The organism is Alishewanella sp. HH-ZS, assembly GCF_001704375.1.
GTDB lineage: Bacteria > Pseudomonadota > Gammaproteobacteria > Enterobacterales > Alteromonadaceae > Alishewanella > Alishewanella aestuarii.
In genome coordinates, this window is sequence record NZ_LZEJ01000020.1 from 1 (window position 1) to 22,947 (window position 22,947).

Sequence of the window (22,947 nt, forward strand, 5' to 3'; positions counted from 1 at the left end):
ATCCTAATTGTCGCCGAACAGCCATCGGCGATATCGGGATAAGCACCTTTAGTATATGCCATGCCAGGTTTGCTGCAGAAAATGACGGGCTCTGAGCAATAAACCAAGCCCTCGAAGATTTAGCCTGACTTCGACTCCGGTATGCTTGCCGTACCGGAGTCGCCATCTGCGTTAGTGGGATATGCATCTTTAGTTGATATCGTGCCAGGTCTGTAGCAGGAAATGACGGGCGTTGAGCAATAAATCAAGCCGCGCAGATTGAGCCTGATCTCGACTCCGGTATGCTTGCCGTACCGGAGTCGCAACCTGCGATAGTAGAGTTGGCACTTTTCGTTGATGTGGAGCCTAGCTTGTGGCGGAGAAACGCCGCTTTGAGTTTGGAGCGGAAATTGCCCCCGCAACAGAATTTACATACGGAAGTCTGCGTTATACAGCATAACTGGACATATTTCTGGTTTTTTCTAATCCTGATTTAGATGCTATTGCCGGGATAAAGTAGAACTAATTCTTGTCATCTGTACGTTATTTGCGTACACTTTCTCTATGAAAAGTGTATTTGTCGAATCAACAATTTTTGAAAAGCACCGAGATGAATACCTCAGTGATGATGAGTACAGGCTCTTTCAAGCTGAATTAATGTTAAACCCACACTTGGGTGATGTGATTCAAGGTACTGGCGGTTTACGCAAAATTCGAGTTGCCAGCAAAGGTAAAGGAAAACGTGGTGGTTCACGGATTATCTATTACTTTCTCGATGAAAAAAGGCGTTTCTATTTGCTAACCATTTACGGCAAAAATGAAATGTCCGATTTAAATGCAATTCAAAGAAAACAATTAATGGCTTTTATGGAGGCGTGGCGCAATGAGCACTCGTGATTTATTTGCAGAGTTAAGCTCAGCTCTTGTTGAGGCTAAACAGCATTCAGAAGGTAAGCTGACCCTAAAAACACATCATGTGAATGATACGGGTGAATTGAATATCTCACCAGATGAAATCGTGAGCATTCGAGAGCAGTTTAATATGTCCCGTGGCGTCTTCGCAAGGTTACTTCATACGTCTTCACGCACATTAGAAAACTGGGAACAAGGTCGTAGTGTGCCAAATGGTCAAGCTGTTACCCTTTTAAAGTTAGTACAGCGTCATCCTGAAACGCTGTCATACATAGCCGAGCTATAACAAACGGCTGTTGTCGCTACTACGGGCTTGGGCTCCTGCTGATAACTAAAAGCTGACCTTTATGCCAACGTAGTGAAATGTCTGCAATTGGCACATACCAAAAAAATCGCGACTCTCTGTACGACCAAGCCTATACCAAGCCTCACTCCCCCCCAAAAGGCAGATGTGTATTAAGCGCTCCCCCACTCTGGCATTGCCGCATCACCCAATTTGCTGCAGTTTCCAATGGCCTTAAGGTTTCCTCGTCTGGCATAAGGCGAGTCTCAACTATCTCCCCATGCCTATCGACGGTAAGTGCTGTAGTAATATTGACCGAACCGCCGTTCGGCAAAGAAAAGGACGTATTTGCTGTGGCCACACCAGCAGTGGGCTGACCAAATACCCGCACATTCTGCTGACCTTGTAACAGAATAGGAACAATCTCACCCGAACTGGCACTAAAAGGCCCCACAATGATGGCGATGCGCCGAGCTGGATACGTCGGTTGCTCCGTTATCGCACTGTTAAGGTTATGACTTTCACCACGGTAGAAAATCTTGTTCTGCCACTTTTCAATTAACCGGGCTTCATCTTGTGCGCTCTTAAAGGAGCCCAGTAAGCCCTCCGTTAACAGCGGGCTCAGACCAACGAGGGTCGGCCACATATTACCGCCTCGATTATTTGAAAAATCCAGAATAATGCCGCAACGCGGTACCGATAATACACTGTTTAATTGCTCCCTCAGTGACCGGGTTACCGCCATAGCCTGCTGCGAAGTGCCCGACCAGGCGAGGATCCGGATGACTGGAATGCCAGCGACGGGCGTCCTGGTCTCAGACAATAGCTTCTCTGATTTCTGGTTCGAATTTTTTACGGTATCCGCAGTTTCACCTGTTGGCGGTATATAGCTGGAATGTCTGTCACCCAACGCTTCAAGGACAAAGCGGATCGCCGCCGGCTCTCCCCGACTTGTTAATAGCAGCTTAGCTTTAGTTTCAATCTGTGGCCAGTCGACCCGATCAGCATAGTAGCCATGCTGCTTTGCCAATTGCAGGGTAACGTCAAGGCTTGAACCCCGCTCAACAGCGGCCATTGTAAGTGAAGTGAACAAATAACAACAAACCAATAGCAGTCGCACTGTTGTCTCAAAATCAGTATTTAATTAAAAACTGATAAGTTAAACCATAAAAGGTCCCTCGTCTTTATTTAATGCGTTGTTAAATTTAAACGACGCGTCCAGACACGCTATCCAAAGCAAATTCAGTAGTTTTTTACCTGCTTTAAACTGCGGTCTGCTGCAAAACCACCAATTGCGCTATTATTGCCACTAACCACTGGGCTGGCAGCGGCCAGCAAAGCACACTAAGGAGTCTGGAATGCGGATACTAGGTTGCGTTTTATTGCTACTAACACTTACCGGCTGCAATAGAAATGAAGTAGGAGATGTGTCGTTGGGGCTCTTTACTACCAAAGATATCAAACTGGATGCCTTTACTGATCCTATCGTCAGCGGCGTAACCTGCCACGTATCCAGTATTGAGGCTAATCTGGATTTTTCAGATCCCTCTGACAGCGCCATCTCTTGCCGGCAAACCGGCCCCATTACCGCTGAGATGATTGCTAAAATCGATAAAAGCAAAAACGGTGAAGTGCTGTTCACTAAATCGAAAAGCGTATTTTTTAAAAGTATGAAAATCCGCCGCATCTACGATGCGCAGAATCAAACCCTGATGTATCTGTCTTACTCAACCAAGGAAACCTCGGGCAGCTTTAAGCATGGCCTGTCAACGGTACCACTGTGGGGGACAGAGGCTTATACCGCTTCGGGTGTTGCCCCTTAGGTTTGGTGTTCCTGTCACTATCGCAGCACCGACTCCGGTACGACAAGCATACCGGAGTCGTGATGCGGTGTAGCCTTGCGTTTGGTGTTTTTCTCACTATCGCAGGATCGACTCCGGTACGGCAAGCATACCGGAGTCGTGATGCGGTGTAGCCTTGCGTTTGGTGTTTTGACCCGACTCTGTTATAGCAAGCGTAGCGGAGTTGTGCTGATATTGGCGGCAAAAATCTTTTGGCGCTCACCTTGAAAGCGATTGCTGCTGTACCAATTTCAGCCAAACTGCGTAAGCTATCACGGAGATACCATGTCAAATATTGTTGAGTTATTAAACTGGCGCTATGCCACTAAGAAAATGAATGCTGCCGAGCAAGTGCCGGCAGATAAACTGGAGATTATCCTGGAGGCGATTCGCCTTAGCGCAAGCTCCAGCGGCCTGCAGCCCTATCAGGTGTTAGTTATAACGGATCCGGCAATCAAGCAGCAAATCCGTGCGGTGGCCTGGGATCAGTCACAGGTAACCGATTGCTCGCATTTGTTGGTATTTGCCGCCTGGGATAACTATACCGCTGAACGGATCAATATGATGTTTGATCTGGTTAATGAGCAGCGTGGCTTTAAAAACGAAGGCTGGGAAGCCTACCGGCAGAAACTGCTGGCGTACTATCCGCAGCGTCCGGCAGAGCAAAATTTTGAGCATGCTGCCCGTCAGGCTTATATTGGCCTGGGTTCAGCGCTGCTTGCTGCGGCAGAGCAGCAAGTCGATGCGACACCGATGGAAGGCTTTGAACCGGAAAAAGTGGACCAGATCCTTGGCTTGGCAGCCTCAGGTTTAAAATCGGTGCTGTTATTACCGCTGGGTTATCGCGCCGCCGAGGGTGACTGGCTGGTTAACCTGAAAAAGGTGCGACGCGCTAAAGACGAGTTTGTTTCCTACCGTTAATTTATCTATCACTATCGCAGGACCGACTCCGGTACGGCAAGCATACCGGAGTCGTGGTGCGGTGTAGTCTTAAGCTCAGTGTTCTTCTCACTATCGCAGCAGCGACTCCGGTACGGCTAGCGTACCGGAGTCGTGGTGCTGGGCTAGGTTTTTAGATAGCGGGCAAACCAATCCAGGGGGCGTTGCCAGGCCAGTTTGGTAGCGGCTGATGACAATTGACCGCGATGATGTGGTAGCTAGTGAGTCACACTACAGCTCGCTGTTGTCGCCTGAGCGGTAATTTGTTGCTCACTATCTATAATATTGGCATCGTCAGGCGCCAGCTGCCGCGCAGTTTGAATCAGTTCCAGCGCCTGCGCTTTGCAGCCCAGCTCGCTCAATACCAAAGCATAATTATTTAAATAGGCTGGTTGCTGTTTGGCCAGCGGCAGACCCTGAGCAAACCAGGTCGCAGCCTCGGCCGGTGCTAGTGCTAAAAAATGATTACCGAGTAAAAAATACGGTAGCCAGTAATCCGGCCACTGCTGGGTGGCGCTGATTAGCGCTGTTACACCAGCTGCAGTTTGCCGGGTTTGCAATAGATCCTGACAGGCTCGGGTATAAAGAAAGGGGTCGAGCAGCGCACTGGTGCGCCCGGGCGGCAACATCGCCAGTAGCCAATAGTTAGCTCTTTGCCAGGTGCGCTCAAAGGTAGTCAGCGGAAGCCGGTATTCGGCGGTGACACCGCTATGCAAAATCATCTCGCGCCGATCCAAATCATAGCCAATGACGACTGCGTAGTGCCATTGCGGCAACCAGCTAAGACCATTGTTTTGCAGCACAATTACCGGGATTTTCTCGTCAATTAGCTGCAGTAACAGGCTTAAACTGCCACGCTGTTCATAAGCGACAAAGCCCAGTTGGCGGCTGGCAGCGGCCATTTCAATTTGCAGGCTGCCCTGCAGCTCTGGCGTAAAGGTAAGACTGGCAATACTATCGGCGTTGTGCTCTACCCCATAATAGGCAGCCACTTCTGAGAGCGTGGTTGGGCCACAAAAATAGTCTTGCTGTGGATAAAAGGGCACTGCGCTCAGCAAGGCCTGACGGCTGATAGCCGGTGGCTCAGCCAGCAGTTGCCGGCTTTGCGGTGGGCTTTGACACCCTGATAACAGCAGCAGTAATAGCAAGAAGCCAGCCTTTAGGCTGGCCGCTGCGATTTGTGCCGACATTACCTGGAGCGGATAGGACGGATAAAGGGATAAACGTCGGTCAGACCCATAAGATCCAACACCGCCACAACCACCAGCACGGTGACGATAGTACCCACGACACCACCCGCCGGCATTTCATGTAACTGGCTATTCAGCGCTGCCAACTCCGCATCGGTCATATTGGCGATACGTTGCTCTGCGTCTTGCTGGCTAACACCCAGCTGCACCAGTTTTTGCTGCACTTCGGCCGTATCCAAAAACGACAATACCTGCTGCTTGTTGTAGTGGTGTTGCTGGCTGGCAAGCATTTGCTCAGAGCTGACCACACCTGCCGATACCTGACCCAAACCCAACGTCAGGCTGCTGGCGAGTAACGCCGCTGTAATTAGCTTATTTTGCATTTCGATATCCTTGTAGTTAATAACAGAATCTGCAACAGCAAAAACTAACATTACACTAAGCTGCTGAACGCTAACTGACTGAGATTAGACTAATTAAAACTAAGCTGCAAGGAAGGAGAACGGTCTTCGACAGCCACTGTGCCGAAGACCGGATAGCGCGCCTGGGCGCCTAAGGCTTACTTATCGTGATGCAAACGCATATGTGGGAACAGGATCACATCGCGGATCGAGGCCGCGTCGGCCAGCAACATCACTAAGCGGTCGATACCGATACCCTGACCTGCTGTTGGCGGTAAACCGTGCTCCAGCGCGGTAACAAAGTCTTCATCGTAGAACATGGCTTCATCATCACCAGCGTCTTTTTGCGCGACCTGCTCGCGGAAACGCTCGGCCTGATCTTCGGCATCGTTCAGCTCGCTAAAGCCGTTACCCAGCTCACGGCCACCGATAAAGAATTCAAAGCGGTCGGTGATCTCCGGGTTATCGTCGTTACGCCGCGCCAGCGGGGATACCTCAGCCGGGTACTCGGTAATAAAGGTCGGATGGCGCAGCTTGGTTTCTACCAGCTCGTCAAACACTTCCATTAAAATACGACCATGGCCATAGTTGGCTTTTACTTCAATGCCCAGCGATTTCGCCAGCTCAGCCACCGACTCACGGGTCGCCAACTGCTCTTTGGTAATTGACGGGTTGTAATGCAGGATCGACTCTGTCACCGACATCCGCGCAAACGGCTTACCAAAGTCAAACACCTCGCCCTGATACGGCACTTCAGTGCTGCCCAGTACGTCCAGCGCTAAGCCACGGAATAACTTTTCAGTTAAATCCATTAAGTCGTTATAGTCGGCATAGGCCCAGTAGAATTCCAGCATAGTGAATTCCGGGTTATGCCGGGTCGACACGCCTTCGTTACGGAAGTTACGGTTTAACTCAAATACCTTCTCAAAACCGCCAACCACCAGCCGCTTTAAATACAGCTCAGGGGCAATACGCAGGAACATTTGCATATCCAGCGCATTATGGTGGGTTTCAAACGGCCGTGCCGAGGCACCGCCCGGAATGGCTTGCAGCATTGGCGTTTCGACTTCTAAAAAGCCATGCTCGTTAAAGAAACGGCGGATATAGGCCACAGTTTTGCTGCGTACCAAAAAGGTTTTGCGAGATTGCTCGTTTGAGATCAGATCCAGATAACGCTGGCGGTAACGCGCTTCGTTATCAGTTAAACCGTGGAATTTGTCTGGCAGTGGGCGCAGTGCTTTGGTTAATAAGCGGATTTCCGTCGCCCATACCGTCAGCTCACCGGTTTGGGTTTTAAATAAGTAACCCTTTACGCCAAGGATATCGCCCAGGTCCCATTTTTTAAACTGGTCGTTATACAGGCCTTCCGGCAGGCTGTCGCGCGCCACATACACCTGAAACTTGCCGCCCATATCCTGCAGCGTACAGAAGCTGGCTTTACCCATAATACGGCGGGTCATCATCCGGCCACCCAGGCTCACTTCTACCTTGTTGGCTTCCAGCTCTTCTTTGCTTAACGCATCGTACTTGGCATGAATTTCATCAGAGATATGCGCCCGGCGAAAATCATTCGGAAAGGCAATGCCCTGCTCGCGAATCGCCGCCAGCTTATGTTTTCGCTCAGCAATCAGTTTGTTAACATCCTGAATTTCTTCATGTTGGTTATGCTGTTCAGACATTTGTTGATTCCTGAGTGAGTTAAAAAATTACAAACCGGCTTTTAAGCTGGCTTCGATAAATTTGTCCAGATCGCCATCCAGCACCGACTGGGTATTGCGGGTTTCTACCCCGGTACGCAAGTCTTTAATGCGCGAGTCGTCCAGTACATAAGAGCGGATCTGGCTGCCCCAACCGATATCCGACTTGGTATCTTCCAGCGCCTGCTTTTCGGCATTTTGCTTTTGCCGCTCAAACTCGTACAGCTTGGCGCGCAGTTGCTTATAGGCATTGTCGCGGTTTTTATGTTGCGAGCGGTCATTTTGACACTGCACTACGATGTTGGTTGGTAAGTGGGTGATCCGCACCGCTGAATCGGTCCGGTTAACGTGCTGACCACCGGCACCTGAAGCGCGGTAGGTATCAATACGTAAGTCTGCCGGGTTAATTTCGATTTCGATATCGTCATCGATTTCCGGCGACACAAATACCGAGGCAAAAGACGTATGGCGGCGGTTACCGGAGTCAAACGGGCTCTTACGTACCAGGCGGTGTACGCCGGTTTCGGTGCGTAGCCAACCGTAGGCGTATTCGCCGGTAAATTTAATGGTACAGCCTTTAATGCCCGCAACGTCACCATCGGTCACTTCGTATAGCTCGGGTTTAAAGCCTTTATCTTCACCCCAACGCAGATACATCCGCATCAGCATGCTGGCCCAGTCTTGGGCTTCGGTACCGCCGGAGCCAGCCTGAATATCCAGATAACAGTCGTTCTGATCATGTTTGCCAGAGAACATGCGGCGGAATTCCAGCAGCGCCAGTTGTTTCTCCAGATCGGCCAGCTCAGCTTTGGCTTCTTCAAAGGTCGCTTCGTCTTCGGCTTCGATCGCCAGTTCCAGCAAGCCCTGCACATCTTCCAGGCCCTGGTCCAGCTTGTCGATAGTACCCACCACCTGCTCCAGCGCCGAGCGCTCTTTACCCAGCGCCTGGGCTTTGTCAGGAGTATTCCAGATAGCGGCGTCTTCTAACTCGCGCGAGACTTCTTCTAAGCGTTCTTTTTTGCCATCGTAGTCAAAGATACCCCCGAAGCACATTGGTGCGTTCAGTAACATCTTTGATGCTGTTATATACCGGATTCACTTCAAACATGGGATAAACCGACCTGTAGGACGATAAAAAAATTGGCGCGGATTATAACAAAAAAACTGCCGCTACGGGCAGTTTTTAACAGCAATCTTCAACCAGGGCTTGTTGAGGTTTGCTTACAGGCCTTCCATATACCGCACGATCAACTGCAAACTTTGTTGTTCGCGATATTCGTTAATATCCAGCTGATAGGCCAGCCGCACCCGCTGAATATTCACATTGGGCCAGGCTTTGTTATCGGCATTAAACCAGATCGCATCAACCAGCTTGCCGCCGGGGCCTTTAAGCAGCATTTTTAAATGCCGATCGGCCAGCATTTTCTGGCTTAGAACCTGAAACTCGCCATCAAACACCGGCTCCGGAAAGGCCTGGCCCCAGGGCCCGGCATTTTGCAGCAGCTGGGCAAAACTGAGCTCAAAACACTCCGCCTCCAGCTCGCCGTCGGTTAACACCATGGCGGTCAGTTGCTCCGCTGTCAGGTATTTTTTTGCCGTCAGGTTAAATACCAGCGCAAAGGTATCGAGCTTGTCTGCGCTAATCGTTAAACCAGCTGCCATCGCATGGCCGCCAAATTTTTTAATCAGCCCCGGATACTGGGTTGCCATCTCTTCCAGCACATCACGGATATGTAAGCCAGTAATTGAACGCGCCGAGCCTTTTAACTCGCCGTTATCCCCCTCGGCAAAAGCGATGGTTGGCCGGTGAAATTGCTCTTTAATACGGCCGGCCAGAATACCAATTACGCCCTGATGCCAGTCGTGCCGGTATAAACACAGGGTTTCCGGTAAATTGCTGCCATCAAAGGAGAGCTGGCTCAGCAGTGCCTGCGCTTCCTGCTGCATACTTTGCTCGATACTGCGCCGCTCGGCGTTCAGGTTATCCAGCTCGGCGGCATACTGGCGCGCTAAACCTAAGTTTGGCGCCAGTAAACAACTGATGCCAAGCGACATATCATCCAAACGGCCCGCGGCATTCAGTCGCGGCCCCAGTGCAAAGCCAAAATCACTGGCAGTCAGTTTGGCCGCATCCCGATTGGCGACATCAATCAGCGCCTGAATACCGGGCCGGCATTTACCGGCGCGAATGCGCATTAAGCCCTGATGTACCAGGATGCGGTTATTGGCATCCAGCGGCACCACATCGGCGACGGTACCCAGTGCTACCAGGTCGAGCAATTCCGCCACATTAGGCTCGGTTAGCCCCTGTGCAGCAAAATAACCCTGGTCACGTAAGGTCGCACGTAATGCAAGCAATAAATAAAACGCCACACCAACACCGGCCAGCGCCTTACTTGGGAAGTTACAGCCGGGCTGATTCGGGTTAACGATAGCATCGGCATCCGGCAGCGTATTGCCCGGTAAGTGATGGTCAGTAACCAGTACTTTGACACCGGCACGTTTTGCCAGTGCCACGCCTTCGATAGCGGAAATGCCGTTATCAACGGTAATAATCAGCTCAGCGCCCTGCGCTACGACAATTTCGGCCAGCTCCGGCGTTAAGCCGTAGCCGTATTCAAAGCGGTTCGGTACCAGATATTCCAGATACTTAAAGCCAAAGGCTTTTAAGCCACTCATCAGCACAGCAGTGCTGGTGGCGCCATCGGCGTCGAAGTCGCCAACAATCACAATACGTTGCTGGCTGGTCAGCGCCTGCACCAGTAGGGCGCTGGCGCGGTCGATATCTTTTAGTTGCGTAAAAGGCAATAACGCTGAAGCCTGACGTTGTAGCTCACTGGCACAGCTGACGCCACGGCTCAGATACAAACGGTGTAATACCGGGTGCAGTGCCGGATCCAGTGCACTTTCAGCTTGCGCCGGTAATGGCCGGCGGCTGATCTGTTTTAGCTGCAAAGCTTAGCCTCCGCTACTTAGCTGTTGCAGTAAGGCTGCGGCTGGCATATAGCCAGGGATAATATTGCCATCCGGCAGGATCATCGCCGGGGTACCATTAATGCCAAAGAACTGGCCCAGCGCATACTGGCTGGCCACCGGGTTCTGACACATGGCTTTGGCAACGGCCTTATCGGCTTTTGCATTGTCCATGGCAGCGTTTTTATTCTTCGCGCACCAGACATGTTGCATTTGCAAGCCGGTTTCGGAGCCGACACCGGCCCGCGGATAGGCCAGGTAGCGCACCGTAATGCCGGCATTATGGTAGTCTTTCATTTCCTGATGTAGCTTGCGGCAATAGCCACAGCTTGGATCGGTAAACACATGCACCACATACTTCTCTTTTGGTGCCTTATATTCAATAACCTGATCTTTTTGCTCCAGCAGTTTTTGCTGGATTAGCGGTGCCATCAGCTGATCTTTCAGGTTAGTCGGTACCCGCTGCCCACGCACCGTTTGCCATTGCTGCAGATCCAGCACATTACCGGCAATCAGATAGCGGCCATCTTCTGACATAAAAAACAGCCCCTGATCGGTCAGCACCTGAGCAACCCCCGGCATCGGCGACGCTTTGACTTCCTGCACATTTAGGCCAACTTCTGATAACGCCTGGCTGATTTTCTCATTGGCAACCGCCGTTAGTGGCAGCATGGCGGCAACAAGTACCGATAACAGGGTTTTAACTGACTTTTTCATAATGCTTCCCACTCCGCTAACCGCGCGGATGATGTTGTTGATGCAATTGCTGTAAGCGCGCCTGCGCGACATGGGTGTAAATTTGTGTGGTAGAGAGATCACTGTGCCCCAGCAACATCTGCACCACCCGTAAATCCGCACCGTGATTCAGCAAATGCGTGGCAAAGGCATGCCGAACCGTATGGGGCGACAAGGTAGCCCGGATACCGGCTACTTTCGCATAAAACTTAATCCGATGCCAGAAGGTTTGCCGTGTCATCAGCTGTTGCCGGCTACTGGGAAACACCACATCACTAAGCTGACTTTGCAGCGCCGGCCGTGCTTCTTTTAAATAGCGGCTAAGCCAGTACTGCGCTTCTTCGCCCATGGGCACTAAGCGCTCTTTGCGCCCTTTGCCGAGCACCCGCACTATGCCCTGCTGCAAATACAGTTGTTGCATCGATAGTGTCACCAGCTCGGTTACCCGGATGCCAGTGGCATATAACAGCTCCAACATGGCTTTATCGCGAAACTGGATCAGTTCACTGATATCCGGCGCGGCCAGCAGGGCTTCAACATCCTGCTCCGACAGCGTTTTCGGTAAGCTGCTACCAATTTTCGGGTTAATCAGCTCAGTGGTTGGGTCTTGCGCAAGCTGCTGTTGTTGCACCAGATAACGATAAAAACGGCGCAGGCTGCTTAGTAGCCGCGAAGTGCTGCGCGGGTTAAAACCCTCGTCATAGCGTTTCGCCAGATAGCGGTTAATCAGATCACTGCTCACTGCCGTAAGATGCGGTTGCCCCTGTTGCTGGCAAAAACGGGCGAAATGTTTCAGATCCGTGCCATAAGCACTTAGCGTATGCACGCTGGCGGCCTGCTCCAGTTCCAGTTGTTCCTGAAACTGTTGGATCAGGTGCAGATTTTCGGCGGACAGCGGTGGTGTTGGCATGGCACGTCTTTTTAAATTCAGTGCCGCTAGTGTAACGGAGGCCCCCCTTAGGGAACAAGGGTTCTGATCTGCCAGCGAGCGGCAGCTACCCCAGCTTGCTGATGGGCGCAAGGCACATATTATGCTAAACTGCCGCCCGTTTTTAGCTTGTCATAACACTCTCGATAAAAAAGGTCCGCCAGATGAAGATTGGCTTGTTTTACGGCTCAACCACCTGTTACACCGAAATGGTGGCAGAAAAAATCCAGGCGCTGATTGGCCCGGAATATGTGGCGCTGCATAACTTAAAAGATACGCCGTTAACTGCGATGGCCGACTATGACATCCTGATCCTCGGCTTGTCGACCTGGGACTTTGGTGAAATTCAGGAAGACTGGGAAGCGCACTGGCCCGAGATTAATCAGGTGGATCTGAGCGGTAAAACCATCGCGCTGTATGGCATGGGCGATCAGCTGGGCTATGCCGAATGGTTTCAGGATGCGCTCGGTATGCTGCATCATGAAATCGCCAAACAACAGGTAAAACGGGTTGGCTTTTGGCCAAACCAAGGCTACGACTTTATCGCCTCAAAAGCGGTCACACCGGATGGCGAGTGGTTTTATGGCTTGGCGCTGGATGACGAAAACCAATACGAGCAAACCGATGCGCGGCTGGCGCAGTGGGTAGAGCAGTTATTGCTGGAAATTGCCGATTCAGAAGTTTAGGTAAAATGCCTGCAGCAGTTGCCGGTACGCTGCAGAATAGCCGCCGCTGCTATCATGGATCAGCAGCTGACTGATCTCAGTGTCAAGTTCAGTGTCAGCTTTAACCCAGCTTTGTAAATAGCGACTCACCGGCTTGCCGGCCTTGCTTTGTACAGCGCAGCGAGCCCGACACTGCCAACCTTGCTCTAGCGCAGCTTGCGCAAAAGCCGCCTGACTGCTGGCCGGTAAAATTAAACAAAACTCTCCGCCAGGCGCCAAACATTGCGCCGCTTTCTTTAACAACGCCGCAAAGGGCAAGCTATCGGTATGCCTGGCCTGTTGCCGCGTGGCATCCTGACTTGGCAGCGCATGCTGAAAAAAAGGCGGGTTAGAAATAATTAAAGCATAACGCTCGGCGGTGCTATAGGTTAGAATATCGCCCTTTATCACGCGAATAGCGTCAGGCCACGGGCTTAATGCCACATTAGCGGCAGCCTGGGTAGCAGCGCGGGCATCCAGCTCCACTGCCGTGATCGGAATTTGGCCCCCGGTGCGCTGTGCCAGCATTAAACTTAAAATGCCACTGCCACAGCCAATATCCAGCATGGCGGGTGTCGTCTGTAACGCGGTGGGCAAAGTTGCCCAGGCGCCCAATAACAGCGCATCGGTGCCGACTTTCATCGCGCAGTGCTGATGGCCGATATAAAATTGTTTACACTGAAAACCTGCTGACATAAGCCCTCCGGCGCGGAGTGTAACGCGCCAGCCGCTAATGTCACAATATAACAGCTTAAGGAAATAACATGAGTTTTGCCGAGTTCCAACTGGATGACGCCTTAAATCAGGCGCTGGAAAGTGCCGGTTTTGATCAGCCTACCCAAATACAGCAACTGGCGATCCCGCCGGCGCTGGAAGGCCGTGATCTGTTAGCCAGTGCCCCCACCGGTACCGGCAAAACCCTGGCTTTTGTGTTACCGGCGATTCAGTATCTGCTGGATTTCCCGCGCCGCGATCCGGGCTTTGCCCGGGTACTGGTGATGACACCAACCCGCGAGCTGGCGTATCAGGTTTACGATACCTTTAAACAATTCAGCCAGTTCACCACGCTCAATGTCGGTTTGATCACCGGCGGTATCAATTACGGCAGCCATAAAGATACGCTGGAAAAGAACAACGATATTCTGGTTGCCACCCCGGGCCGCTTAATTGAATATCTGGATGCCGAGAGCTTTCAGGCCGATGAAGTAGAACTGCTGATCCTCGATGAAGCTGACCGCATGCTGGATATGGGCTTTATCGGTGAGATGAACCGTATTGTGCTGGAAGCGCGCCGTCGCCGCCAGACATTCCTGTTCTCTGCCACGCTGGAAGGCGCTTCGTTAGAGCGCTTTGCCGAAAAGGCACTCAAAGAGCCGGAGCATGTCGAAGCCAACCCATCGCGCAAAGAAAAAGCCAAAATTTTGCAGTGGTGCCATCTGGCCGATGATGCCAACCATAAGCTGGCGCTGCTCACCCATATTCTGAAGCAGCCCGACGTGAATAAAGCCATTGTGTTTGTCAAAACCCGCGAGCGCCTGGCAACGCTAACTGGTCAGCTGGAAACTGCCGGTATTAAATGCAGCTGGCTGCAGGGCGAAATGCCGCAGGATAAACGCTTGCAGGCGCTGGCACGTTTTACCAATAATCAGGTACGGATTTTGGTAGCTACCGACGTGGCCGCCCGCGGGCTGGATATCGACGATATCAGCCATGTGATTAACTATGATATGCCGCGCAGCGCCGATGTGTATGTGCACCGCATTGGCCGCACCGGCCGCGCTGGTAAAAAAGGTACCGCGATTTCGCTGGTCGAAGCCCATGATATGGCGGTGGTTGGCAAGGTTGAGCGTTATACCGAGCAGCCGCTAAAGCGCCGGGTTATCGACGAGCTGCGACCAAAACATAAAGAAGCCAAGGTCACCAAGAAAAAGAAAAAACCGGGCCGGGTTGCCGCGAAAAAGCTGGCACCGAAAGCCAAAAAGTAAGCTTTGTCACTTGCCATTATGCAGCCCGGCCGCGCCCTGCGCCGGGCTTCCCTTCGAAAAAACGCCTGATTTTCCGCCATAGCTGCTGCATTTATTCCAAAGTTATGCTACCAATAGGAATAAATTATTACTAATAAGCATGGTGCCGCTGATGGACAAACGACAATTTCTAAAACACAGTGCGCTGGCATTAAGCCTGCTTCCGCTTACCGCCTGCGCTGTACCGGCTGGCGCAGCCACGGCCAGGCCGCAAGCTACTGGCCGCATTCTGCCAAAACCGCTGCGCAGGGGCGATACCGTGGGCTTAATCGCCTCATCTGCTGCCGTCGCGGATCTTGAAGATCTGGTGATCGCGCGCGAAACCCTGCAAGCCCTGGGTTTTAAAGTAAAAAGCGGCCGCTTTTATAACGAACGCCGTGGCCATTTAGCCGGCAGAGATGAAGACCGCGCCGCGGATCTGAACGCGATGTTCGCCGATCCGGAGGTTAAAGCCGTGATCTGTGCCCGGGGTGGCTCTGGCGCAGCCCGAATTTTACCGCTGCTGGATTATCAGATGATCCGCCGTAATCCTAAGCCATTGCTCGGTTATTCCGATATCACCGCCCTGCATAATGCCTTGCTGGCACAGTGCGGTCTGGTCAGTTTTCATGGCCCGAATGGCATTGGCAGCTGGAATGCCTTTAATGTCGATCAGTTTGAGCGGCTGTTCTTTAACCAAGAGCTGATGCAATACCAGAACGAGCAGGATCTGAAAGGCGAGCTGGTGCAACGCGAAAACCGTACCCGGGTCATTACCGGCGGCAAAGCACAGGGCCAGCTGATTGGCGGCAATCTGACGGTATTAACGGCACTGGCTGGCACGCCTTATCTGCCGGATTTTCAGGATAAGATTTTATTCCTCGAAGATATTGAAGAGCAGCCATACCGTATCGACCGCATGATGAGCACCTTAAAGCTAATGGGCGCGCTGGATAAAATTAAAGGCTTTATTTTTGGCGACTGTAACCGCTGTACTCCGGGCAACGGCTGGGGCAGTTTAACCTTAGATGAAATCTTTGCGGACTTTATAAAACCGCTTGGTATTCCAGCTTACCGCGGCGCCATGATTGGCCATATTCCAAAGCAGTTTATTGTGCCGGTTGGCGCTATGGCAGAAATGGATGCCGACGCCGGTACCTTCCGCCTGCTGGAGCCAGTGTTTCAAAGCTAACCGGCGATGGCCTCAGCTTGAGCTGGTACTGCCTGACAGCACCAGCTCATAATGGTCACCGCCTTGCCCTGATACAGCTCCTGCTTGAGTACCTGCCAGCCCAGGCGTTGATAAAACGCTGCCTGATCTTCGGTAAATAAATACAGTTGCATCAGCCCCAGCTGCCGGGCTTCTGTCATCACTTGCTGCACCAGCCATTTGCCAAGCCCTTTACCTCTTACCGAAGGTGCCAGATAAATATTGGCCAGCCAGGGCGATAACTCACGATTGGTTTGCATATCGTGCAGTAACAGCGAGGCGGTGCCTACCACCTGATGTTCATACACCACCACCCAACTGATCGGCAATTGCTGTTCATTTAAACTGGCGGCCAGATCGGCAGCAAAGTCGGCTTCGGTTTTTTCCGGAAACAGCGCGCCTCACTCCAGATAATGCCAATGCGCCAGCTCAGGGATCAGCTCAGGCTGTTGCTTAAGCAGGATTAACTTAGTTTGATTCATATCGTTGATTACAGCGCGATTAACGTTCAGCTAGAGTCTTTAGTTTTTGTAAGGCGTTAGGCCAGGCTTGCTGCATAAAGTCTTCGTATACTGGCGCAATTTCCTGTTCAACCCGCAACTCGGTACTGTCACCGCGAGAGGTAAAATAGAAGTTTTCATAGGCTGGCGCCCAACTTGTTACTTCGGCACTATCCAAATCATCCTGGCCGGCATAAACAAAACCCAAATGGCTGACCGAGATAAACTCCAACGGCCGGTACTCGACAATCTTTGCCACCATACCATTGCCATTTGGATCCAGAAAGCGGATGGTTTCACCCTGCTGCCAGTGCCCCTGATAGTAAGAGCCTTCGCAGAAAGCCGCAATCCACTCGCGATAAAGCTGCGGGTCAAACATCCGTTGCCAAAGCTGCGCTACCGGCGCCTGGATCACAATACTATGCTGTATAACTTTGACGTTACGCATGGCCGAAAGCTTCCCATTGTTATTATTGTCAGCAGTAAAAGTAGCATACCGCTACCGGCATGGGAATCTAAGGGCAAGATTAACGGCGCAACCACAGAGTACTCTGCGAAACGGTAGGCTTACGCCCCCCGCTACTGCGCCTGACTCCGGTATGCTTGCCGTACCGGAGTCACAATCTGCGATCTGGAGCAAAAAACCAATGTTGTCGTTTTGCTGTTGCTGCTATGTGGAACGCGGATCTGCTTTGGGTGAAATAGCAGCAAGCCTTTGCAACAGCCCTCGCTACTGCACCTGACTCCGGTATGCTTGCCGTACCGGAGTCACACCTGCGATCTGGAGCAGAAAACCAATGTCGTCGTTTTACCGGTGCCGCACTATGGAACATGGATTTGGTTTAGAGGGATATGGCACCAAGCCTTTGCAACAGCCCTGGCTACTGCGCCTGACTCCGGTATGCTTGCCGTTAGGCTAGGTCTGATCGTAGTGACCACCAATAGCGAAGATATAAATAGCTTTTTCGTCGAACCGATATACCAAACGATCTTTCTGAGATAACCGTTTTGACCAGAGGCCGGAGAGATTATGCTTGAGTGGTTCTGGCTTTCCTAAACCTGCAGCGGGATTGTTTGAACGCAGCATTTCCCTCAGTAATTTGCACAATGCCTTGTGCAATTGTTTATCTTTCTCGCGCATAGCTTCATACGCTTCCCAAGTGTTGCCTTCAAAGACCAGTGATCTCATTCATTTGCTCTTCGGTCGGAATATAGCCTTTACCACTGTCGTGAGTTTCAAGGGACCTAGCAATCTGTTGCATCAGATTTTGGTTCTGCAGTATATAAAGCGTTTCTTGCTCGCGCTCCCAGTCATCGGCACTAATCACAACGAACGCATCTCCGGCCCTTCTTGTTACCTTGAGCGGTTCGTGTCTGTTAATCACTTCTTCTACAACGCTTTTCATGTTGTCTCTAAATTTGTTTACGCTTATCGTATCCATAACGGCACCTTGATGTACGGAGTTACCGTACAAGTATATGTCAAGAACCTTAACAAAACCAAGGATAGCGACAGCTTTTTCGTTTCGGCTTTGCCGCTACTGCGCCTGACTCCGGTATGCTTGCCGTACCGGAGTCACAACCTGCGATCTGGAGCAGAAAGATACTGTAGTCGTAAAAGCGGATATTGGAGCTGTAACGCCGTTATATCGATTAGTCCCAGCCTTTGGTGGGACGAGGCAGTGATAGTCGCAGATTACAAAAAGAATCACACCACCAGCATAGCAAAACCAATGAGATGGTTTATTAGCATGGCGAGCGAGCCAAATGAAATGCCAGAAGCTTTTGAACGTATGCTATTAGCTTTAAAACATCATTCAAAGTCAGGGCTTTATCACAGTTACGCAAGATTTCCTGATGAAACTCACGATAGCACTCCTTTGATTGGCTTGGCAAAAGGGTTACGAGCTATTTTTTCCGGTTGGAATGCGGTACCTGGGGCTGATGTTATGCCTATGTCAGCACTGACAACATTCTATGAGAATAAAACTAAGGAATTCGGCTATAAATTTCCTTTGTCAGTTCACCAATTTAATGTGTATGGACTAAAAGCTGCATATGAAGACAAACCAGCATGGGGAATTGAGATTTTAGCAAAAGGTACTGAGGCTTTTCCTGACTCTGAAATACTATGGGATAGTTTAGCTACGGCTTACAGTTTGAACAAAAACTTACCTGCTGCGCTCATTGCATCTGAGCGAGCACTAGACCTGGCTATTGCAAATGATTCAATTTTTATTGGTGAAATCAAGGCGCAGAATTCGGGCTTGAAAGCTGAAAAAATGAAAACAGATAAAAATTAACGTGCGGTGTGGTCCTTCTAACTAAGAAAGCTAACAATAGAATTTTATCGCTAGCAAAAAGCGCTGGTTGCGACGTGAACCTGCTGCGCGGTTTTCCGCGCTAAATTTGGGCGTTAGCCGGGATTGCCTCACTCGAAAAATGATACTATAGTGTCACTTTGCACTTAGGACAGGTTGAAATTATGAAAGTTGAGTTAGTTACGAATCTGAAGCGCCAAGCTACCAAGATTCTGGCAGAGCTGCAACTGTCGAAAGAGCCTGTATTGATTACGGAGCATGGTCAGCCATCTGCATACCTTGTTGATGTGCAGGATTATGAATTTATGCAGCGGCGGCTTGAGCTGCTTGAGGGGCTTTCTCGGGGAGAGCGTGCGGTACTTGAAGGAAGAACGTATAGCCAAAGTGAGGCCAAAGAAAAAATGAGTAAATGGCTGAAGTAATCTGGACAGAGCCAGCACTCCAGGAACTCGATGCCATTGCAGAGTATATTGCTTTGGACAATCCTGCTGCCGCAAGCCACCTGGTGAAGGCTGTTTTCGACAAGGTAGAGCGTTTGGCGAATTTCCCCAAATCCGGACGAATTCCTCCTGAACTCCCAGATTCGGTTTACAGGGAAGTAGTGGTTCCACCTTGTCGCATTTTTTATCGTGAGGATGAGCAGCGGGTTTTTGTGCTCTTTGTCATGCGAGAGGAACGACACCTTCGTGCATTTATGCTGGAACACAGCTAAAAATCCGCGTCATTCGTGGCCTAAGGCCACGGCGACGCACACAAGTTAGCCACTACTTCACTCCAATCCCAATATCGCAGGATGGACTCCGGTACGGCAAGCATACCGGAGTCCCAGATCGGGGTTGCATTGAGATTGGTGCTGCTATCACTATCGCAGGATGGACTCCGGTACGACTAGCGTACCGGAGTCCTAGGTTTGCGGTAGCGTTGAGATTGGCGCTGTTATTACTATCGCAGAATGGACTCCGGTACGGCGAGCATACCGGAGTCCCGGATCGGGGTAGCGTTGAGATTGGTGCTGTTATTACTATCGCAGGATGGACTCCGGTACGGCTAGCGTACCGGAGTCCTGGATAGGTGTAGCGCTTAATGGCGCTAGGATTTTGACAACGCCAAAATCATTCCCATTCGATGGTTGCTGGTGGCTTGCCTGAGATATCGTAGACTACGCGGCTAATACCATTAATCTCGTTAATAATCCGGTTTGACACCTTACCCAGTAACTCATACGGCAGGTGTGCCCAGTGTGCGGTCATAAAGTCGATGGTTTCTACTGCACGTAGCGAAATTACCCAGTCGTACTTACGGGCATCGCCCATTACACCCACTGATTTAACCGGCAGGAACACCGCGAACGCCTGGCTGACTTTATTGTACAGATCGGCTTTATGCAGCTCTTCGATAAAGATCGCATCGGCACGGCGCAGTAAGTCGCAGTATTCTTTTTTGATTTCGCCCAGTACCCGCACCCCTAAACCTGGTCCCGGGAACGGGTGACGGTATAGCATATCGTACGGTAAGCCCAGCTCTAAACCAACTTTGCGCACTTCGTCTTTAAACAGTTCGCGCAGTGGCTCGACTAAGCCCAGCTTCATATGCTCCGGCAAGCCGCCGACGTTATGGTGCGATTTAATCACATGGGCTTTACCGGTTGCTGAACCTGCGGATTCAATCACATCCGGATAGATAGTGCCCTGTGCCAGCCATTTGGCATTGCTCAGCTTTTGCGCTTGTTCGTCGAACACTTCAACAAAGACGCGGCCGATAATTTTCCGCTTCGCTTCAGGCTCATCCACGCCGGCTAAGGCCGACAGGAAACGCTGTTCGGCATCGACTTTGATAATATTTAAACCAAAGTGATCGCCAAACATATCCATGACCTGCTTGCCTTCGTTGAGGCGCAGCAGGCCGTTATCAACAAAGACACAGGTCAGGTTTTTACCGATAGCGCGGTGCAGCAGCATGGCAACCACAGAGCTGTCGACGCCACCGGATAAGCCCAGGATCACCTGATCATCACCGATTTGCTGTTTTAAGCGCACCACCGCATCTTCAATAATCGAAGCTGGCGTCCACAGCTTGTCACAGCCACAGATATCCACCACAAAATGCTCCAGCATCCGCAGCCCCTGGCGGGTATGGGTGACTTCCGGGTGGAACTGTACACCGTAGAACTGCCGCGCTTCGTCCGCCATGGCGGCATGCGGGCAGGTTGGGGTTTGGGCAATAGTGGTAAAACCGGCCGGGATCTGTACCACTTTATCGCCGTGGCTCATCCACACATCTAACAAGGCATTGCCGTTAGCGCCGATATGATCTTCAATTTTGGCGAACAGTTCATTTGGCGCCAGCACTTCAACCTGGGCATAACCAAACTCACGCTCCTCTGAGCCCTGTACCTTACCGCCCAGCTGTTCTGCCATGGTTTGCATACCGTAGCACACGCCCAGTACCGGCACGCCCGCTTCAAACACATAAGCCGGTGCCCGTGGTGAGCCGGCTTCGGTAACGCTTTCCGGGCCGCCGGATAAGATAATACCGGTTGGATTAAAATCGCGGATTTGGGCTTCGGTCACATCCCAGGCCCACAGCTCGCAGTAAACGCCGATTTCGCGCACCCGGCGGGCAATCAGCTGGGTATATTGCGAACCAAAGTCGAGGATCAGAATACGATGATGATGAATATTTTTGTTCATAGTAACCTTGTATGCTCAGGCGGCTGGCTTGCGCCAGCCGGATTCGGGTATTGGCTTAACGAAAACGCCAAGCTAACCTAAACGCTAAATTTACCTAACCGCCAACTTAACCCAAACGGTAGTTCGGTGCTTCTTTGGTGATCTGCACATCATGCACATGCGATTCGCCCATGCCGGCGGCTGTCACTTTGACAAAGCTGGGCTTGGTACGCAGGGTATCGATATCCGGTGAACCGGTTAAGCCCATCGCAGAGCGCAGGCCACCCATTTGCTGATGGATAATGGTTTCAATCGGGCCTTTGTAGGCAACACGGCCTTCGATGCCTTCCGGTACCAGTTTTTCCGCGTTGTTGCTGCCCTGGAAATAGCGGTCAGAGGAACCGTTACGCTGCGCCATCGCACCTAAGGAGCCCATACCGCGGTAAGATTTGTAGTAGCGGCCCTGATAGAGTTCAACTTCGCCCGGCGCTTCTTCAGTACCGGCAAACATCGAGCCCACCATTACACAGTTAGCACCGGCCACTAAGGCTTTGGCAATGTCACCGGAGAAACGGATACCGCCATCGGCGATAATGCAAACGTTGGTGCCTTTTACCCCTTCTACTGCATCAGAAATGGCCGTAATTTGCGGTACACCACAGCCGGTAACAATACGGGTGGTACAGATTGAACCCGGGCCGATACCCACTTTAACCGCATTGGCACCGGCTTCGGCCAGCGCCTTCGCGCCTTCTGCCGTTGCCACATTACCGGCAACAATTTGCAAATCCGGATACTGGGCGCGGGTTTGTTTAACGCGGTCAATGACACCTTGCGAGTGGCCATGTGAGGTATCAATCAGCAGGATATCAACACCGGCCTCTACCAGGGCGGCGATGCGCTCGTCAGTGCCAGGGCCGACGCCCACTGCCGCACCGACCCGTAGCCGGCCTAATTCATCTTTACAGGCATTTGGCTTACTGGCGGCTTTGTAGTAGTCACGCACGGTGATCAAGCCTTTCAGTTTAAAGTGATCATCCACCACCAGTACCTTCTCGATACGGTGTTGGTGCATCAGCTTCAGCGCCTGTTCGCGTGGGGCATTTTCGTTTACGGTAACCAGACGCTCACGCGGCGTCATTACCTCGGTCACTTTCGCCTGCAGATTGGCTTCAAAGCTCATATCCCGGCCGGTAACGATACCGACTAATTCACCCTGTTTATCCAGTACCGGAAAGCCGGAGAAACCATGCTGCTGCGCCAGTGCCTGCACTTCGCGTACCGTCATCTCAGCAGAGGCCGTTACCGGATCAGATACCACACCGCTTTCGTACTTTTTCACTTTGCGTACGTTGGCAGCCTGCTCTTCAATGGTCATATTTTTATGAATAAAACCGATACCGCCTTCCTGCGCCAGCGCAATGGCCAGCCGGGCTTCGGTAACCGTATCCATAGAAGCAGATACCATTGGGATATTCAGCGTGATTGAGGCGGTAAGTTTAGTGCGTAAATCCGCAGTGTGGGGTAAAACACTAGAGTCTGCCGGTACTAATAACACGTCGTCAAAAGTAAGGGCTTCTTTGATGATCCTGAGCATTGCAACAATCTCGCTTTCTGGGTGAAATGATAGGGAATGTTGCGGTGCAATTTTAGCGCAAAGCG

At 51.3% G+C, this 22,947-nt stretch carries 25 protein-coding genes; 10 read left to right on the forward strand and 15 right to left on the reverse strand.

Annotated features, from left to right (window positions below; genetic code table 11):
- The first annotated feature begins 543 nt into the window (after positions 1–543).
- Together A9165_RS09340 and A9165_RS09345 are read left to right on the forward strand one after the other, a co-directional pair.
- Complete coding sequence (locus A9165_RS09340) at positions 544–876, forward strand: type II toxin-antitoxin system RelE/ParE family toxin (RefSeq protein WP_039925378.1); 333 nt, start codon at positions 544–546, stop codon at positions 874–876.
- Positions 863–1,177 carry a DNA-binding transcriptional regulator gene (locus A9165_RS09345; protein ID WP_039925379.1) on the forward strand — a complete coding sequence of 105 codons (315 nt, stop codon included), beginning with the start codon at positions 863–865 and terminating at the stop codon, positions 1,175–1,177. Before A9165_RS09340 ends, A9165_RS09345 begins: the two co-directional genes overlap by 14 nt.
- Positions 1,178–1,319: 142 nt before the next feature.
- Here A9165_RS09345 and A9165_RS09350 read toward each other — a convergent pair whose 3' ends face one another.
- Entirely contained in the window at positions 1,320–2,249 is a 930-nt protein-coding gene (locus A9165_RS09350; RefSeq protein ID WP_065955677.1) for a S41 family peptidase, read from the reverse strand.
- Between the two features lie 283 nt (positions 2,250–2,532).
- On the opposite strand from A9165_RS09350, the gene A9165_RS09355 reads away from it, so the two are divergent.
- Entirely contained in the window at positions 2,533–2,997 is a 465-nt protein-coding gene (locus tag A9165_RS09355) for a CreA family protein (protein ID WP_039925382.1), read from the forward strand.
- 303 nt (positions 2,998–3,300) lie between these two features.
- Positions 3,301–3,936 carry an NAD(P)H-dependent oxidoreductase gene (locus tag A9165_RS09360; protein WP_008608933.1) on the forward strand — a complete coding sequence of 212 codons (636 nt, stop codon included), beginning with the start codon at positions 3,301–3,303 and terminating at the stop codon, positions 3,934–3,936.
- A gap of 236 nt (positions 3,937–4,172) precedes the next feature.
- On the opposite strand, the gene A9165_RS09365 is transcribed toward A9165_RS09360, so the two are convergent.
- The 7 genes from A9165_RS09365 to xerD form a co-directional block, all read right to left on the reverse strand.
- The gene (locus tag A9165_RS09365) at positions 4,173–5,144 is read right to left on the reverse strand and encodes a PA2778 family cysteine peptidase (protein ID WP_065955678.1); all 972 of its coding nucleotides are present in this window, start codon (positions 5,142–5,144) and stop codon (positions 4,173–4,175) included.
- On the reverse strand, positions 5,144–5,527 hold the full coding sequence (locus A9165_RS09370) for a PA2779 family protein (protein WP_040292143.1): 384 nt from the start codon (positions 5,525–5,527) through the stop codon (positions 5,144–5,146). Before A9165_RS09370 ends, A9165_RS09365 begins: the two co-directional genes overlap by 1 nt.
- A 176-nt stretch (positions 5,528–5,703) precedes the next feature.
- A complete protein-coding gene (gene lysS / locus A9165_RS09375; RefSeq protein ID WP_008608940.1) occupies positions 5,704–7,224 on the reverse strand; it encodes a lysine--tRNA ligase in 1,521 nt (506 codons plus the stop codon).
- Between the two features lie 27 nt (positions 7,225–7,251).
- Positions 7,252–8,350 (reverse strand): peptide chain release factor 2 gene (prfB, locus tag A9165_RS09380; RefSeq protein ID WP_176714608.1). Its coding sequence is split into 2 segments (ribosomal slippage): positions 7,252–8,274 and positions 8,276–8,350, totalling 1,098 coding nucleotides; the frame shifts between segments, so codons are not numbered across the junction.
- Positions 8,351–8,463: 113 nt separating this feature from the next.
- A complete protein-coding gene (recJ, locus tag A9165_RS09385; protein ID WP_065955679.1) occupies positions 8,464–10,197 on the reverse strand; it encodes a single-stranded-DNA-specific exonuclease RecJ in 1,734 nt (577 codons plus the stop codon).
- 3 nt (positions 10,198–10,200) lie between these two features.
- Positions 10,201–10,932: a bifunctional protein-disulfide isomerase/oxidoreductase DsbC gene (gene dsbC, locus A9165_RS09390; RefSeq protein ID WP_065955680.1), complete on the reverse strand. Its 732-nt coding sequence runs from the start codon at positions 10,930–10,932 to the stop codon at positions 10,201–10,203.
- Between the two features lie 16 nt (positions 10,933–10,948).
- On the reverse strand, positions 10,949–11,845 hold the full coding sequence (gene xerD, locus A9165_RS09395; RefSeq protein ID WP_369799955.1) for a site-specific tyrosine recombinase XerD: 897 nt from the start codon (positions 11,843–11,845) through the stop codon (positions 10,949–10,951).
- A gap of 197 nt (positions 11,846–12,042) precedes the next feature.
- On the opposite strand from xerD, the gene fldB reads away from it, so the two are divergent.
- Positions 12,043–12,564 (forward strand): flavodoxin FldB, encoded by a 522-nt coding sequence (fldB, locus tag A9165_RS09400; protein ID WP_065955681.1) that lies wholly within the window; start codon positions 12,043–12,045, stop codon positions 12,562–12,564.
- Here the strand turns inward: fldB and A9165_RS09405 are convergent.
- Positions 12,553–13,278, reverse strand: coding sequence for a tRNA1(Val) (adenine(37)-N6)-methyltransferase (locus A9165_RS09405; protein WP_065955682.1), 726 nt, complete (start codon positions 13,276–13,278; stop codon positions 12,553–12,555). The two genes, fldB and A9165_RS09405, sit on opposite strands and share 12 nt — an antisense overlap.
- Positions 13,279–13,346: 68 nt before the next feature.
- On the opposite strand from A9165_RS09405, the gene srmB reads away from it, so the two are divergent.
- Both srmB and A9165_RS09415 read left to right on the forward strand, forming a co-directional pair.
- Complete coding sequence (gene srmB, locus A9165_RS09410) at positions 13,347–14,567, forward strand: ATP-dependent RNA helicase SrmB (protein ID WP_065955683.1); 1,221 nt, start codon at positions 13,347–13,349, stop codon at positions 14,565–14,567.
- Between the two features lie 151 nt (positions 14,568–14,718).
- Positions 14,719–15,777 (forward strand): LD-carboxypeptidase, encoded by a 1,059-nt coding sequence (locus A9165_RS09415; protein ID WP_255365687.1) that lies wholly within the window; start codon positions 14,719–14,721, stop codon positions 15,775–15,777.
- On the opposite strand, the gene A9165_RS09420 is transcribed toward A9165_RS09415, so the two are convergent.
- The 4 genes from A9165_RS09420 to A9165_RS09435 form a co-directional block, all read right to left on the reverse strand.
- A complete protein-coding gene (locus A9165_RS09420; RefSeq protein WP_369799956.1) occupies positions 15,774–16,190 on the reverse strand; it encodes a GNAT family N-acetyltransferase in 417 nt (138 codons plus the stop codon). The two genes, A9165_RS09415 and A9165_RS09420, sit on opposite strands and share 4 nt — an antisense overlap.
- 106 nt (positions 16,191–16,296) lie before the next feature.
- Positions 16,297–16,743, reverse strand: coding sequence for an SRPBCC domain-containing protein (locus tag A9165_RS09425; RefSeq protein WP_065955685.1), 447 nt, complete (start codon positions 16,741–16,743; stop codon positions 16,297–16,299).
- A 468-nt stretch (positions 16,744–17,211) separates the two neighbouring features.
- A complete protein-coding gene (locus A9165_RS09430) occupies positions 17,212–17,484 on the reverse strand; it encodes a Txe/YoeB family addiction module toxin (RefSeq protein ID WP_065955686.1) in 273 nt (90 codons plus the stop codon).
- Positions 17,465–17,737 carry a type II toxin-antitoxin system Phd/YefM family antitoxin gene (locus A9165_RS09435; RefSeq protein ID WP_065955687.1) on the reverse strand — a complete coding sequence of 91 codons (273 nt, stop codon included), beginning with the start codon at positions 17,735–17,737 and terminating at the stop codon, positions 17,465–17,467. The genes A9165_RS09430 and A9165_RS09435 overlap by 20 nt, the downstream gene beginning before the upstream one ends.
- Positions 17,738–18,028: 291 nt before the next feature.
- Between A9165_RS09435 and A9165_RS09440 the strand changes: the two genes are divergently transcribed.
- The 3 genes from A9165_RS09440 (at position 18,029) to A9165_RS09450 (ending at position 19,328) form a co-directional block, all read left to right on the forward strand.
- Positions 18,029–18,598, forward strand: a complete 570-nt coding sequence (locus A9165_RS09440) for a hypothetical protein (RefSeq protein WP_176714609.1) — start codon at positions 18,029–18,031, stop codon at positions 18,596–18,598.
- A gap of 182 nt (positions 18,599–18,780) precedes the next feature.
- Entirely contained in the window at positions 18,781–19,038 is a 258-nt protein-coding gene (locus A9165_RS09445; RefSeq protein ID WP_065955688.1) for a type II toxin-antitoxin system Phd/YefM family antitoxin, read from the forward strand.
- Positions 19,026–19,328: a type II toxin-antitoxin system RelE/ParE family toxin gene (locus A9165_RS09450; protein WP_065955689.1), complete on the forward strand. Its 303-nt coding sequence runs from the start codon at positions 19,026–19,028 to the stop codon at positions 19,326–19,328. The genes A9165_RS09445 and A9165_RS09450 overlap by 13 nt, the downstream gene beginning before the upstream one ends.
- Before the next feature lie 400 nt (positions 19,329–19,728).
- Here the strand turns inward: A9165_RS09450 and guaA are convergent, their stop codons facing one another.
- Together guaA and guaB are read right to left on the reverse strand one after the other, a co-directional pair.
- A complete protein-coding gene (gene guaA / locus A9165_RS09455; protein ID WP_065955690.1) occupies positions 19,729–21,306 on the reverse strand; it encodes a glutamine-hydrolyzing GMP synthase in 1,578 nt (525 codons plus the stop codon).
- Positions 21,307–21,412: 106 nt separating this feature from the next.
- Positions 21,413–22,882, reverse strand: coding sequence for an IMP dehydrogenase (gene guaB / locus A9165_RS09460; RefSeq protein WP_065955691.1), 1,470 nt, complete (start codon positions 22,880–22,882; stop codon positions 21,413–21,415).
- Positions 22,883–22,947: the final 65 nt, after the last annotated feature.

Coding starts and splice junctions, on each gene's coding strand:
- A9165_RS09425 (WP_065955685.1), bottom strand. CDS start 16,743: ATGCGTAACGTCAAAGTTATACAGCATAGTATTGTGATCCAGGCGCCG.
- A9165_RS09445 (WP_065955688.1), top strand. CDS start 18,781: ATGAAAGTTGAGTTAGTTACGAATCTGAAGCGCCAAGCTACCAAGATT.
- srmB (WP_065955683.1), top strand. CDS start 13,347: ATGAGTTTTGCCGAGTTCCAACTGGATGACGCCTTAAATCAGGCGCTG.
- A9165_RS09370 (WP_040292143.1), bottom strand. CDS start 5,527: ATGCAAAATAAGCTAATTACAGCGGCGTTACTCGCCAGCAGCCTGACG.
- A9165_RS09405 (WP_065955682.1), bottom strand. CDS start 13,278: ATGTCAGCAGGTTTTCAGTGTAAACAATTTTATATCGGCCATCAGCAC.
- A9165_RS09345 (WP_039925379.1), top strand. CDS start 863: ATGAGCACTCGTGATTTATTTGCAGAGTTAAGCTCAGCTCTTGTTGAG.
- A9165_RS09360 (WP_008608933.1), top strand. CDS start 3,301: ATGTCAAATATTGTTGAGTTATTAAACTGGCGCTATGCCACTAAGAAA.
- dsbC (WP_065955680.1), bottom strand. CDS start 10,932: ATGAAAAAGTCAGTTAAAACCCTGTTATCGGTACTTGTTGCCGCCATG.
- A9165_RS09350 (WP_065955677.1), bottom strand. CDS start 2,249: ATGGCCGCTGTTGAGCGGGGTTCAAGCCTTGACGTTACCCTGCAATTG.
- A9165_RS09355 (WP_039925382.1), top strand. CDS start 2,533: ATGCGGATACTAGGTTGCGTTTTATTGCTACTAACACTTACCGGCTGC.
- A9165_RS09365 (WP_065955678.1), bottom strand. CDS start 5,144: ATGTCGGCACAAATCGCAGCGGCCAGCCTAAAGGCTGGCTTCTTGCTA.
- fldB (WP_065955681.1), top strand. CDS start 12,043: ATGAAGATTGGCTTGTTTTACGGCTCAACCACCTGTTACACCGAAATG.
- A9165_RS09340 (WP_039925378.1), top strand. CDS start 544: ATGAAAAGTGTATTTGTCGAATCAACAATTTTTGAAAAGCACCGAGAT.
- A9165_RS09430 (WP_065955686.1), bottom strand. CDS start 17,484: ATGAGATCACTGGTCTTTGAAGGCAACACTTGGGAAGCGTATGAAGCT.
- A9165_RS09435 (WP_065955687.1), bottom strand. CDS start 17,737: ATGGATACGATAAGCGTAAACAAATTTAGAGACAACATGAAAAGCGTT.
- lysS (WP_008608940.1), bottom strand. CDS start 7,224: ATGTCTGAACAGCATAACCAACATGAAGAAATTCAGGATGTTAACAAA.
- A9165_RS09440 (WP_176714609.1), top strand. CDS start 18,029: ATGAGATGGTTTATTAGCATGGCGAGCGAGCCAAATGAAATGCCAGAA.
- guaA (WP_065955690.1), bottom strand. CDS start 21,306: ATGAACAAAAATATTCATCATCATCGTATTCTGATCCTCGACTTTGGT.
- guaB (WP_065955691.1), bottom strand. CDS start 22,882: ATGCTCAGGATCATCAAAGAAGCCCTTACTTTTGACGACGTGTTATTA.
- A9165_RS09450 (WP_065955689.1), top strand. CDS start 19,026: ATGGCTGAAGTAATCTGGACAGAGCCAGCACTCCAGGAACTCGATGCC.
- A9165_RS09415 (WP_255365687.1), top strand. CDS start 14,719: ATGGACAAACGACAATTTCTAAAACACAGTGCGCTGGCATTAAGCCTG.